This is a genomic window from Micromonospora sp. DT4, from assembly GCF_049841675.1.
Taxonomy (GTDB): domain Bacteria; phylum Actinomycetota; class Actinomycetes; order Mycobacteriales; family Micromonosporaceae; genus Micromonospora.
The window spans coordinates 74932-88530 of sequence record NZ_JBNCKT010000008.1; the positions used below are offsets into that span (position 1 = coordinate 74932).

8 protein-coding genes and 1 pseudogene are annotated in these 13599 nt (G+C 69.2%); all 9 read right to left on the bottom strand.

What is annotated here, in order from left to right:
- Positions 1-213: 213 nt before the first annotated feature.
- On the bottom strand, positions 214-594 hold the full coding sequence (locus tag ACLQ24_RS05245) for a hypothetical protein (RefSeq protein ID WP_425889237.1): 381 nt from the start codon (positions 592-594) through the stop codon (positions 214-216).
- 772 nt (positions 595-1366) lie between these two features.
- Entirely contained in the window at positions 1367-1735 is a 369-nt protein-coding gene (locus ACLQ24_RS05250) for a hypothetical protein (RefSeq protein ID WP_425889230.1), read from the bottom strand.
- Between the two features lie 94 nt (positions 1736-1829).
- Complete coding sequence (locus ACLQ24_RS05255; RefSeq protein WP_425889231.1) at positions 1830-5717, bottom strand: DNA-directed RNA polymerase subunit beta'; 3888 nt, start codon at positions 5715-5717, stop codon at positions 1830-1832.
- A 78-nt stretch (positions 5718-5795) separates the two neighbouring features.
- Complete coding sequence (locus ACLQ24_RS05260; protein ID WP_425889232.1) at positions 5796-9227, bottom strand: DNA-directed RNA polymerase subunit beta; 3432 nt, start codon at positions 9225-9227, stop codon at positions 5796-5798.
- 570 nt (positions 9228-9797) lie between these two features.
- On the bottom strand, positions 9798-10181 hold the full coding sequence (gene rplL, locus ACLQ24_RS05265) for a 50S ribosomal protein L7/L12 (RefSeq protein ID WP_007465324.1): 384 nt from the start codon (positions 10179-10181) through the stop codon (positions 9798-9800).
- A gap of 52 nt (positions 10182-10233) precedes the next feature.
- The gene (gene rplJ, locus ACLQ24_RS05270) at positions 10234-10782 is read right to left on the bottom strand and encodes a 50S ribosomal protein L10 (protein ID WP_425889233.1); all 549 of its coding nucleotides are present in this window, start codon (positions 10780-10782) and stop codon (positions 10234-10236) included.
- Positions 10783-11123: 341 nt separating this feature from the next.
- A pseudogene (locus tag ACLQ24_RS05275) lies at positions 11124-12029 on the bottom strand (ATP-binding cassette domain-containing protein).
- 81 nt (positions 12030-12110) lie between these two features.
- A complete protein-coding gene (gene rplA, locus ACLQ24_RS05280; protein ID WP_425889234.1) occupies positions 12111-12827 on the bottom strand; it encodes a 50S ribosomal protein L1 in 717 nt (238 codons plus the stop codon).
- 78 nt (positions 12828-12905) lie between these two features.
- Positions 12906-13337, bottom strand: coding sequence for a 50S ribosomal protein L11 (gene rplK / locus ACLQ24_RS05285; protein WP_203174332.1), 432 nt, complete (start codon positions 13335-13337; stop codon positions 12906-12908).
- Positions 13338-13599: the final 262 nt, after the last annotated feature.

Sequence of the window (13599 nt, forward strand, 5' to 3'; positions counted from 1 at the left end):
AGAGTACCTATCACAGCCGCCCAGGTCAAAACGGAATGGGTCGGCGAACGTCTCACGCTCGCCGGCCGGATCTCGTCCCGCCCCGTCGCCCTCAATGGGCACCTACGGATACAAGTGTACCGGCTTCCCCGCCGAAGCACCCGTCGCCCCCGGGCAGGGCACCCAGCACCCGGCGCACCACCCGCGCCATGGGTGCGGCCCGGCAGCCCGGAGTCACGTCAGGCTGATCAGCAACCCCAGTCCCAGACCCAACAGGCTGAGCAGCGCACCCGCCGCGCCACAGCTCACGCCGGCCACCGCCAGCCCCCGGCCGGTGAACCGCACCGCCGACGGCGCAGCCGGTCGACGGATCTGCCGCTGACCGAGCAGGCCCGTGACGACCGCCGCCACCCCCGCCAGCACCCCCAGCACCGTGCAGGCACCGGAGACCCACACACCACCATCGGCCCCGAAGGCCACACCGACGCAGATCACCAGCAGCGAGACCAGGATCGACGCGATGCCGGCCACCAGCGACCCGGTCGCCAACCCGGCGGTGACCGGCGGCACGTCCAGGTGCACCACGCCGAACGGGGTGCCCGGCACCGATTCCACCCGCTTCGGCGGCCGCCGCTGATCGTCGGTGGGCGGCGGCACCGGCCGGGCCGCAGCCGTACCCCAGCCCGGGAACTGCCCCGACGCCGGCTGCCCCCAGGCGCCGGACGTGCCAGGCCCGGACGACGGCGGGCCCCAGCCGTACGGCACGGCAGGTCCCGACGACGGGTGCCCCCACCCAGCGGGCGCACCGGGCCCCGACCACGGCGGGCCCCAGCCGTACGGCACGGCAGGTCCCGTCGGTGGCTGGGCCCAGCCGTACGGCGGCGGCGTTCCAGGGGCCGGATGGGGCTGCCCGTAGCCGGGCGGAAAGACCCCGCCCCACTGGGCGGTGGGCGGACCCCATGCCGGCGAGGGCGGCGGCCCCCAGCCCGACGGCGGCGTACCCGGGTCGGGGCCGCCGACGCTCGGGGCCGGCTGCCCGCCCGCTTCGGGTTGCGCCCACGCACTCCCGGCCGAGGAAGCCGGCGCGGAGGAGTCCGAGTCCGAAACCGACCCCGAGGACGCCGCGTCCGAAGCTGGCACGGACGACGGCACGTCCGAAGCCGACGCAGAGAGAGTCGCGTCCGAAGCCGGCGCGTTCGGAGCCGGCGTAGAGGAAGCCGCGCCCGGAGCCGGCACGCCAGGATGCCCGGCTGCTTCGTCCGCCGGGGGCCGCGCCGGTTCCGTCACGAAATCCTCCTGTCGACAGGGCCGCCAGCGCGCGCGGCGGACACCGGCCAGGCTACCGCCGGAGGCGGCGCCGTCCGCGCCGGGCGCGGTCGCCGGACGGTCAGTCCATGTTCGCCGGGTAGTCATGGCCCCACGGCGCGCCGGCCAGCCGGACCACGCCGATCACCACGAGGACGACCACGCTGACCGCGACCAGCACGAGACCGGCCCAGGCCAGCCGCTCCCCCCGCCGCAGCCAGACGCCTCCGGTCAGAAAACCCCCCGAGGCGTACGCCTCCCGCCGGGCCTGCCGGGCCAACTGGAGCGCCACCGTCGCCGGCACCACCCCGCCGATGAACAGGCCGGTCAGCATGCCGAGCAGCCCCAGCGCGAAGACCGCCCGCGCCTTCGTGGCACGGGCCGGATCCGGGTCGAGCGGGTGGCGCAGGCCCGAAGAGGCGACGGACACCTGCCCGGATGCGGTCGTCATGCCTCCATCATGCCCAACCCGGTCCGCCGGCAGGGCGGTCCGGACACACGACGAGGCCCCCGGCGGCTGCCGGGGGCCTCGTCGGTGTCGGTGCTTAGCGGTACGACCCGAAGTCGAAGTCGTCCAGCGGCACTGCCTGCCCACTTGCCGGCCCGAACCCGTAGTCGGTCTCCGGGTAACCGGTCATCGAGTAGACCTTGGCCTTGGCCTCCTCGGTCGGCTCGACCCGGACGTTGCGGTACTTGCTGATGCCCGTACCGGCCGGGATGAGCTTACCGATGATCACGTTCTCCTTGAGGCCGACCAGCGAGTCGCTGCGCGAGTTGATCGCAGCGTCGGTCAGCACCCGGGTGGTCTCCTGGAAGGAGGCCGCGGAGAGCCAGGAGTCGGTGGCCAGCGAGGCCTTGGTGATACCCATCAGCACCGGACGTCCGGCGGCGGGCTCGCCACCCTCCGACACGAGCCGGCGGTTCTCCGACTCGAACAGCGCCCGGTCGACGAGCACACCCGGCAGGAACTCGGTCGAGCCGGAGTCGATGACCGTCACCCGCTTGAGCATCTGGCGGATGATGATCTCGATGTGCTTGTCGTGGATGAGCACACCCTGCGAGCGGTAGACCTCCTGGACCTCACTGGTCAGGTGGACCTGGACCGCCCGCGGACCCATGATCCGCAGAAGCTCGTGCGGGTCGATGGTGCCCTCGGTCAACTTCTCGCCGACCGCGACGTGACCGCCGTCGTGGGTCCGGAGCTTGACGCGCTTCGAGATCTTGTCGTAGACGATCTCTTCGCTGCCGTCGTCCGGCACCACGATGATCTTGCGCGAGCGCTCGCCGTCCTCGATCCGGATCCGGCCGGGGGTGTCGGCGATGGGCGCCTTACCCTTCGGGACCCGAGCCTCGAAGATTTCCTGCACACGCGGCAGACCCTGGGTGATGTCCTCACCCGCGACACCACCGGTGTGGAAGGTACGCATCGTCAGCTGCGTGCCCGGCTCACCGATGGACTGGGCGGCGATGATGCCGACGGCCTCACCGATGTCGACCGACTTGCCGGTCGGCAGCGAGCGGCCGTAGCAGGCCGCACACACGCCCAGCTTCGACTCGCAGGTGAGCACGCTACGCACCCGGACCGTCTCCACACCAGCGGCGACGATCTTGTCGACCCCGATGGAGTTGATGTCCTGGCCGCGCTCGGCCACCACGGTGCCGTCCGGCCCCTTGATGTCGTCGGCCAAGGTACGGGCGTGCACGCTGGTCTCGGCGTGGGCGTGGACGACCAGCTTGCCGTCCAGCTTCTCGCCGATCTGCATCGGGATAGCCCGGTCGGTGCCGCAGTCCTCCTCGCGGATGATCACGTCCTGGGAGACGTCCACCAGACGACGGGTCAGGTAACCCGAGTCGGCGGTCCGCAGGGCGGTGTCGGCGAGACCCTTACGGGCACCGTGCGTGGAGATGAAGTACTCCAGCACGGACAGACCCTCCCGGTAGCTGGCCTTGATCGGCCGCGGGATGATCTCGCCCTTCGGGTTGGCCACCAGACCACGGATCGCCGCGATCTGCCGGAGCTGGAGCAGGTTACCGCGAGCACCCGAGTTGATCATCTTCCACAGTGGGTTCTCCTGCGGCAGCGCGGTGTCCATCTCCTTGGCGACCTCGTTGGTCGCCTTGGTCCAGATCTCGATGAGTTCGCCGCGACGCTCCTCGGCGGTCATCAGACCACGCTGGTACTGCTTGTCGATCCGGTCGGCTTCCTTCTCGTACTTCGCCAGGATCTCCGCCTTACGCGGCGGAGCGATGACGTCCTCCATGCCGATCGTCACGCCGGACCAGGTGGCCCAGTGGAAACCGGCCTCCTTGAGCCCGTCCAGGGTGGCGGCCAGCGCCACCTTGGGGAAGCGCTCGGCGAGGTCGTTGACGATCGCGGAGAGCTGACCCTTGCGGATCTCGTAGTTCACGAAGCGGTAGCCCTGCGGCAGCGTCTCGTTGAACAGCACCCGACCGAGGGTGGTCTCCACGGTCAGCGGCTCACCCTCGACCCAGCCCTCCGGGGCGGTCCACGCCTCGGCGCCGGCGCCGTTGTCGACACCGATCACGTCGCGCAGGCGGATCTTCACCGGCGCCTGGAGGTGCAGCTCGCCGTTGTCGAACGCCATCCGCGCCTCGGCGTCCGAGCTGAACGCCCGGCCCTCGCCCTTCTCACCGGCGGTGAGGTGGGTGAGGTGGTACAGGCCGATGACCATGTCCTGGGTGGGCATGGTGACCGGCTTGCCGTCGGCCGGCTTGAGGATGTTGTTCGACGACAGCATCAGGATCCGCGCCTCGGCCTGGGCCTCGGCGGACAGCGGCACGTGCACCGCCATCTGGTCACCGTCGAAGTCGGCGTTGAACGCGGTGCAGACCAGCGGGTGGATCTGGATGGCCTTGCCCTCGACCAGCTGCGGCTCGAACGCCTGGATGCCCAGACGGTGCAGGGTGGGCGCCCGGTTGAGCAGCACCGGGTGCTCGCCGATGACCTCTTCCAGCACGTCCCACACGACCGGGCGCTGACGCTCGACCATCCGCTTGGCGGACTTGATGTTCTGTGCGTGGTTGAGGTCCACCAGCCGCTTCATGACGAACGGCTTGAACAGCTCCAGGGCCATCTGCTTGGGCAGACCGCACTGGTGCAGCTTGAGCTTCGGGCCGACCACGATGACCGAACGGCCGGAGTAGTCGACGCGCTTGCCCAGCAGGTTCTGGCGGAACCGGCCCTGCTTGCCCTTGAGCATGTCGGACAGCGACTTGAGCGGGCGGTTACCCGGACCGGTGACCGGCCGGCCACGACGGCCGTTGTCGAACAGCGCGTCGACGGCCTCCTGGAGCATCCGCTTCTCGTTGTTCACGATGATCTCGGGCGCGCCGAGGTCGATCAGTCGCTTGAGGCGGTTGTTCCGGTTGATCACGCGGCGGTACAGGTCGTTGAGGTCCGAGGTCGCGAACCGGCCACCGTCGAGCTGCACCATCGGGCGCAGGTCCGGCGGGATGACCGGAACGCAGTCCAGCACCATGCCGAGCGGCGAGTTGCGGGTGTTCAGGAACGCCGCGACGACCTTGAGCCGCTTGAGCGCCCGGATCTTCCGCTGGCCCTTGCCGGACCGGATGGTCTCGCGCAGGCTCTCGGCCTCGGCATCGAGGTCCATGTTCTGGACCAGCGCCTTGATGGCCTCGGCACCCATCGAGCCGGTGAAGTACTCACCGAACCGGTCACGCAGCTCGCGGTAGAGCAGCTCGTCGGTGACCAACTGCTTCGGCTCCAGCTTGCGGAAGGTGTCCAGCACCTCGTCCAGGCGGTCGATCTCGCGCTGGGCCCGGTCGCGGATCTGGCGCATCTCGCGCTCTCCGCCCTCCTTGACCTTGCGCCGGACGTCCGCCTTGGCACCCTCGGCCTCCAGCTCGGCCAGGTCGGCCTCGAGCTTGGCGGCCCGCTTCTCGATCTCCGAGTCGCGGCTGTTCTCGGACTGCCGCTTCTCGGCGAGGATCTCGTTCTCGATCGTCGAGAGGTCACGGTGACGCGACTCGGCGTCCACGCTCGTCACGACGTACGAGGCGAAGTAGATGATCTTCTCGAGGTCCTTGGGGGCGAGGTCCAGCAGATAGCCCAGCCGGCTCGGAACACCCTTGAAGTACCAGATGTGGGTCACCGGAGCAGCGAGCTCGATGTGCCCCATCCGCTCACGACGGACCTTGGAGCGGGTCACCTCGACGCCGCAGCGCTCGCAGATGATGCCCTTGAACCGGACGCGCTTGTACTTACCGCAGTAGCACTCCCAGTCCCGCTGCGGACCGAAGATCTTCTCGCAGAAGAGTCCGTCCTTCTCCGGCTTCAGGGTGCGGTAGTTGATCGTCTCAGGCTTCTTGACCTCGCCATGCGACCACTGACGGATGTCGTCGGCCGTGGCGAGACCAATGCGCAGCTCGTCGAAGAAGTTGACGTCGAGCACTATGTCCCCTATGTCGTCGTCTTTACAGCTAGATCACGGGCGAGGGTTGGGGGCCGGAAGGCCCCCAACCCGCACCACTTACACCTCTTCGACCGAGCTCGGCTCGCGCCGGGACAGGTCGATGCCCAGCTCCTCCGCGGCCCGGAACACCTCGTCGTCGGTCTCGCGCATCTCCAGGGCCACGCCGTCGCTGGACAGCACCTCAACGTTGAGGCACAGCGACTGCAGCTCCTTGAGCAGCACCTTGAACGACTCCGGGATGCCCGGCTCCGGGATGTTCTCGCCCTTGACGATGGCCTCGTAGACCTTCACCCGGCCGAGCACGTCGTCGGACTTGATCGTGAGCAACTCCTGCAGGGCGTAGGCGGCGCCGTACGCCTGCATCGCCCAGCACTCCATCTCACCGAAACGCTGACCACCGAACTGCGCCTTACCACCCAGCGGCTGCTGCGTGATCATCGAGTACGGGCCGGTCGACCGAGCGTGGATCTTGTCGTCGACCAGGTGGTTGAGCTTCAGGATGTAGACGTAGCCGACCGCGATCGGGTCCGGCAGAGGCTCACCGGAACGACCGTCGAACAGCTGCGCCTTGCCGGTACGACCGATCAGCTGCTTGCCGTCCCGGTTGGGCAGGGTCGACTCGAGCAGGCCGGAGATCTCCTCCTCGCGGGCACCGTCGAAGACCGGGGTGGCCACGTTGGTGTCCCCCTCGGACTCGTGCGCGTCGATCGAGCGCAGCTGGCGCTTCCACTCGGCGTCGTCGCCCTCGACCTTCCAACCGGTCTTGGCCACCCAACCGAGGTGGGTCTCCAGGACCTGGCCGATGTTCATCCGGCTCGGCACACCGAGCGGGTTGAGCACGATGTCGACCGGAGTGCCGTCCTCGAGGAACGGCATGTCCTCGACCGGCAGGATCTTGGAGATGACGCCCTTGTTGCCGTGCCGACCGGCGAGCTTGTCGCCGTCCTGGATCTTGCGCTTCTGGGCGACGTAGACCCGGACCAGCTCGTTGACACCCGGCGGCAACTCGTCGCCGTCCTCGCGGGAGAACGTGCGCACACCGATGACCGTGCCGGTCTCGCCGTGCGGCACCTTCAGCGAGGTGTCCCGAACCTCACGCGCCTTCTCACCGAAGATCGCGCGGAGCAGCCGCTCCTCCGGGGTCAGCTCGGTCTCACCCTTGGGCGTGACCTTGCCGACCAGGATGTCGCCGGGGACGACCTCGGCACCGATCCGGATGATGCCGCGCTCGTCGAGGTCGGCGAGCATTTCCTCGCTGACGTTCGGGATGTCGCGGGTGATCTCCTCCGGACCGAGCTTGGTGTCCCGGGCGTCGACCTCGTGCTCCTCGATGTGGATCGAGGTGAGCACGTCCTGCTGCACGAGGCGCTGCGACAGGATGATCGCGTCCTCGTAGTTGTGGCCCTCCCAGCACATGAACGCCACCAGCAGGTTGCGTCCGAGCGCCATTTCGCCCTCGTCGGTGCACGGACCGTCAGCGATGACCTGACCGGCCTCGACGCGGTCGCCCTCGAAGACCACCGGCTTCTGATTCACGCAGGAGCCGGCGTTGGAGCGGCGGAACTTGTGCAGCAGGTACGTCCGGCGGTGGCCGTCGTCCTGGTGGATGGTGACGTAGTCGGCGCAGAGGTCCTCGATCACACCGCCGACCTCGGCGACCACCACGTCGCCAGCGTCGACAGCGGCCCGGTACTCCATGCCCGTACCCACGAGCGGCGCCTCGGCCTTGACCAGCGGCACCGCCTGGCGCTGCATGTTCGCGCCCATCAGTGCCCGGTTGGCGTCGTCGTGCTCGAGGAACGGGATCATGGCGGTCGCGACCGAGGTCATCTGCCGGGGCGAGACGTCCATGTAGTCGACGGCGGCGGGGACCACGTCCTCGGTCTCGCCGCCCTTACGACGGCAGAGCACCCGGTCCTCGGCGAACGTGCCGTCAGCCTTCAGGCGCGCGTTGGCCTGGGCCTTGACGAACCGGTCCTCCTCGTCCGCGGTCAGGTAGTCGATCTGGTCGGTGACCCGACCCTCGACGACCTTCCGGTACGGCGTCTCGATGAAGCCGAACGGGTTGACCCGGGCGAAGGTGGACAGGGCGCCGATCAGGCCGATGTTCGGGCCTTCCGGCGTCTCGATCGGGCACATCCGGCCGTAGTGGGACGGGTGCACGTCGCGGACCTCGAAGCCGGCCCGCTCCCGGGACAGACCACCCGGGCCGAGCGCGCTCAGCCGACGCCGGTGGGTCAGGCCCGCCAGCGGGTTGGTCTGGTCCATGAACTGGGACAGCTGCGACGTACCGAAGAACTCCTTGATCGCCGCCACGACCGGGCGGATGTTGATCAGGGTCTGCGGCGTGATCGCCTCGACGTCCTGCGTGGTCATCCGCTCGCGGACGACCCGCTCCATGCGGGAGAGACCGACCCGAACCTGGTTCTGGATCAACTCACCCACGGTGCGCAGGCGCCGGTTGCCGAAGTGGTCGATGTCGTCGGCCTCGTAGCCGTCCTCACCGGCGTGCAGCCGGCACAGGTACTCCACGGTGGCGACGATGTCGTCCTCGGTGAGCGTGCCAGTGGTGATCGGCACGTCCACTTCGAGCTTCTTGTTGAACTTGTAGCGCCCGACCTTGGCGACGTCGTACCTCTTCGGGTTGAAGAAGAGGTTGTCGAGCAGGGTCTGGGCGTTCTCGCGCGTCGGCGGCTCGCCAGGGCGCAGCTTGCGGTAGATGTCTAGCAACGCCTCGTCGGCGCCGGCGATGTGGTCCTTCTCGAGCGTGGTCATCATCAGCTCGGACCAGCCGAACTTCTCACGAATCCGCTCGGCCGACCAACCGATGGCCTTGAGCAGGACCGTGACGGCCTGCCGGCGCTTGCGGTCGATGCGTACGCCGACCGTGTCGCGCTTGTCGATGTCGAACTCCAGCCAGGCACCCCGACTCGGGATGACCTTGACGCTGGAGAGGTCGCGGTCGGAGGTCTTGTCCGGCTGCTTGTCGAAGTACACGCCCGGGGACCGGACGAGCTGGCTGACCACGACGCGCTCGGTGCCGTTGATGACGAAGGTGCCCTTGGGCGTCATCATCGGGAAGTCACCCATGAACACCGTCTGGCTCTTGATCTCGCCAGTGGTGTTGTTGGTGAACTCCGCGGTCACGAAGAGCGGAGCGCAGTAGGTCAGGTCCTTCTCCTTGCACTCCTCGATCGAGGCCTTGACCTCGTCGAAGCGCGGCGCCGAGAAGGAGAGCGACATGGTGCCGGAGAAGTCCTCAATGGGACTGATCTCTTCAAGGATCTCCGCGAGACCCGAGCGTGCGTGCGGGTCGTCCGCCGACCGGCCCTGCCAAGCCTCGTTGCCGACGAGCCAGTCGAAGGACTCGTTCTGGATGGCAAGGAGGTTGGGGACCTCGAGGTGTTCGGTGATCCTGCCGAATGAAACTCGGCGGGGAGCGAATGCGCTCGACGTACGACTGGTCTTCGCAGGGCGGGAAGCTGCCAAGATGCGTCCTTCCGAGGACCGGTGCTGCAGAACGGCTGGTACGCGTGCACTCCAATGGCCCCACCAGAACTATCCGTAAACGGACATTTCCGAGCAGGGGTCAAGTCGGAAGGCAGCGCAAACTAGCAGTGTAGCCGAGAGGCTAACCGCTGTCCAGCCCACCCCGCAGGTCGTTTGCGGAACGCGCCTCGGCCCCCGTGAACCGGGTCTGCCGGGCCGCTCAGAACGCAACTCCCCACTGGGCCGCTCGGGTGACCGCGACCGATGGTGCCGTCGCTGCCATTACCCACATCGTGGCCGTCGCAAGCGCGGTGTCTTGCTGGTGTCAGCGTGCCTGGCAGGCCGGGGCCGCGTCAAGGGCCGGTATCCGGGTCGTCGGTTCTTTCCCACCTGAGGGCGATCCGGACGCTCGTCCGGGTGGTCCGGCGACGACCATCGGTGCCCAGCTCAGGACGGTTGTCGCCTGGTCCAGGAAAAACGGCGGGCAGTGATCCGTGTCGGATCACCGCCCGCCGCGACGCGATCGTGTCCCAGCTCACCGAGCCGGGCACGCGCAGGTGGAGCGTCAGGTCACTTGAGGGTGACCTTGGCGCCCTCACCCTCGAGCTTGGCCTTCGCCTTCTCGGCGGTCTCCTTGTTGACCTTCTCCAGGATGGCCTTCGGCGCGGACTCGACCGCGTCCTTGGCCTCCTTGAGGCCCAGGCCGGTCAGCTCGCGCACGACCTTGATGACCTGGATCTTCTTGCCACCGTCAGCCTCGAGGACGACGTCGAACTCGTCCTTCTCCGGCTCGGCCTCGGCGGCGGCCGGGGCGCCACCGGCGGCGGCAACCGCGACCGGAGCAGCGGCGGTGACCTCGAAGGTGTCCTCGAACTGCTTCACGAACTCGGAGAGCTCGATCAGCGTCATCTCCTTGAACGCGTCGAGCAGCTCGTCGGTGCTGAGCTTCGCCATGTCTGGCGTCCTTTCTAAAGGTTGTCTAAGAACGTGGGTGCGCCGCGCGGCCTCAGGCCGCCTCGGCGCCCTCCTGCTCGCGCTTCTTGTCCGCCAGGGCGGCCGCCGCGCGGGCGGCCTTGGAGAGCGGAGCCTGGAACAGGGCCGCGGCCTTGCTCAGGTTGCCCTTCATCGCGCCGGCCAGCTTGGCCAGCAGCACCTCGCGGGACTCCAGGTCGGCGAGCTTCGTGACCTCGGCCGCGGAAATGGCCTTGCCCTCGAAGACACCGCCCTTGATGACGAGCTTCGGGTTGGCCTTCGCGAAGTCGCGAAGCCCCTTCGCCGCCTCGACGACGTCGCCCGAAACGAAAGTCAGCGCGGTAGGACCGGTGAACAGCTCGTCGAGGCCCGTGATGCCCGCATCCGTCGCGGCACGCTTCGCCAGCGTGTTCTTCGCGACCATGTAGCTGGTCTCGGCACCGAGCGAGCGCCGCAGCTGGGTGAGCTGGGAAACCGTCAGACCGCGGTACTCGGTCAGCACGGTGGCACCCGCGCTGCGGAAGCTCTCGGTCAGCTCAGCGACGGCCGAGGCCTTGTCGGCTCGGATCGGCTTGTCCGCCATGTCCCTCCTCTCTCGTTACTCGAGGCTGGTCCCCGACCGGCCGAAGCCGAAGCGGGGGCGGAGGCAGCACGACAACGAAAAGCCCCGGCGCAGGGCGCACGGGGCGAGGGCCGGCGGATCGTCACGGTCGGCGGACCATGCTCACTGCCGAGTTACGCTTGCCGCCCTACGCGGGTCGCCCGTCGTCGCGGGGCCTTCGACCGTGCCTGAGCACGGTGACCAGCGGTCTCTGGGTGGTTCCTCATCCGCGATAACACGGATGACGTATGAAGAGTACGCGCCCCGCCTCACCAGCGCCAAATCGCCCCCGGTGAGCCGGGTCACGGCACGTCGGCGCTCGCTCAGCCCTGCGCCCGACGCCGCCACAGGTAGCCGGCGGTGACCGCCGCGCTCCACGCCAACGCCCAGGCCGTGAGCCCGAACAGGGTCAGCGCGGCGGCGTCGCCCGCAGTCGTCCGGGCGGTGGCCATGATCGGCGGTACCAGCCAGGGCGCGACCGAGCCGCGCAGGCCGAGCGCCACCGCGCCGACACCGCCGAGCGCCAGCACCGCGACGCCGTACGCGGCACCGCCCACCGACGCCCGGCTGGCCAGCGCGCCAAGGGCGACCGCGGCGGGTACGGCCAGCAGGTGCGCCCACAGCCCCAGCGCGATACCGACCGGCACCGACCAGCGGCGCGCGGCCGGCAGCCGGACCGTCTCGCCCCGGTGGTCGCTGACCAGGACCGTGCCACCGTCGGCCAGCACCTCGTCGATCAGCTCGGGGACCAGCTCGCGGGTCGCGGCGTCCAGGCCCTCCCACGGCTCGTCGAGCACCAGCAGGCCCGGCGCCCGCAGCATGGCCTGGGCGAGGCCCACCTCCTGGGCGGTGCCCTTGGACAGCTCGGCAAGCCGCACCGAGCTGAACGCGCCCAGCCCCAGCCGCTGCGTCCAGGTCGTCACCGCCGCGTCGGCGGCCGACGGCCGCAGCCCGACCGCGCGAGCCATACCGGTCAGATAGCGGGACACGGTAAAGGGCTGGTCGGCCGGGAAGCGCTCCGGCACCCAACCCACCTGGGCCGGTCGGTCGGCGACCCGGCCCCGGCCCGGCCGCAGCACCCCGGCAGCCACCTAGAGCAGGGTCGACTTGCCCACCCCGTTGCGGCCGAGGACGACCGCGACCTCACCCGGGCCGATCCGCACGTCCACGCCCCGCAGCACCCACGGACCGCGCCGGTGGTACCGCAACCAGACGTTCTCCAGCCGCATGCGGTCGAGCTTGCCACACCCCGGACGCGCCGGGGCGCCCCCCCAAGCGGGGCGGCGCCCCGGTACGAGCGAACTGTCGGCTCAGGCGTCGGCCGAGTCCTCGCGGATGTTCTTCACCAGGTTCGGGTCGATCGGAACGCCCGGCCCCATCGTGGTGGTGAGGATGACCTTGCGGAGGTACTTGCCCTTGGAGGCGGACGGCTTGGCCCGCAGCACCTCGTCGAGCACCGCGGCGTAGTTGTCCACCAGCTGGGTCTCCGAGAAGGAGGCCTTGCCGATGATCAGGTGCAGGTTGGAGTGCTTGTCCACCCGGAAGGTGATCTTGCCGCCCTTGATGTCCTGCACCGCCTTGGTGACGTCCATGGTCACCGTGCCGGTCTTCGGGTTCGGCATGAGACCGCGCGGGCCCAGGATCCGCGCGATCCGGCCGATCTTGGCCATCTGGTCCGGCGTGGCGATCGCCGCGTCGAAGTCGAGCCAACCACCCTGGATGCGGGCGACCAGCTCGTCGGTGCCCACCTCGTCCGCACCCGCCGCGGCGGCCTCTTCGGCCTTCGCGCCGCTGGCAAAGACGATCACGCGGGCGGTCTTACCGGTGCCGTGCGGCAGGTTGACCGTGCCGCGGACCATCTGGTCCGCCTTGCGGGGGTCGACGCCGAGGCGCATGGCGACCTCGACCGTGGCGTCGAACTTGACGTTGGTGGTGTCCTTGGCCAGCTTCACGGCCTCGGCGGGGGTGTAGAGCTTCGACCGGTCGATGACGTCGGCGGCCTTGCGGTAGCTCTTGCTGCGCTGCATTGCTGATTACTCCTGTGGTCTCTGGCGGGCCGCTCGGGGCGAGCCCTCCCACGATCGGTTCGTCGGCGGGAGCCGACGTCAGTCGTTGACGGTGATGCCCATCGACCGGGCGGTGCCGGCGATGATCTTCTCGGCCTGGTCCAGGTCGTTGGCGTTGAGGTCGGCCATCTTCTTCTCGGCGATCTCACGCAGCTGGGCGCGGCTGACCGAGCCCACCTTCTCCGCCTGCGGGACGCCGGAGCCCTTCTGCACACCGGCGGCCTTGATCAGCAGCCGGGCGGCGGGCGGGGTCTTCAGCACGAAGGTGAAGGACCGGTCCTCGTACACGCTGATCTCGGCGGGGACGATGTCGCCCCGCTGGGACTCGGTCTGCGCGTTGTAGGACTTGCAGAACTCCATGATGTTCACGCCGTGCTGGCCGAGCGCGGGGCCGACCGGCGGCGCCGGCGTGGCCTGGCCCGCCGGCAGCTGAAGCGTGAACGTCTTGACGAGCTTCTTCTTCGGAGGCATGTCACTTCCTGGGGCTTGGAGCTGGGAAAATGCGGCCGTCGCCGCTCTCGGGGCGCGCACGGTCAGCGCGGTGCGACAGCGGCGACGTTCAAGAGTAGCGCAGACCGCAGCCCGCTCGTCCGCCGAGGTCGAGCGGGAGGGCGCACGCCGACGTCGGGGGGGGGGCGGGGCCCCCCCCCCCCCCCCGCGGCCCGCCGTGGGCACAGCTCGTCCCGACGGTCGCCCCACGGCTCGGCGACCGACTCAGGCGGCCAGCACCAGG

Bases quoted from the DNA above. Each gene is read 5' to 3' on its own strand.
- ACLQ24_RS05250 (WP_425889230.1), bottom strand. From the start codon at position 1,735: ATGACGACCGCATCCGGGCAGGTGTCCGTCGCCTCTTCGGGCCTGCGC.
- rplL (WP_007465324.1), bottom strand. From the start codon at position 10,181: ATGGCGAAGCTCAGCACCGACGAGCTGCTCGACGCGTTCAAGGAGATG.
- rplJ (WP_425889233.1), bottom strand. From the start codon at position 10,782: ATGGCGGACAAGCCGATCCGAGCCGACAAGGCCTCGGCCGTCGCTGAG.
- rplA (WP_425889234.1), bottom strand. From the start codon at position 12,827: ATGCAGCGCAGCAAGAGCTACCGCAAGGCCGCCGACGTCATCGACCGG.
- rplK (WP_203174332.1), bottom strand. From the start codon at position 13,337: ATGCCTCCGAAGAAGAAGCTCGTCAAGACGTTCACGCTTCAGCTGCCG.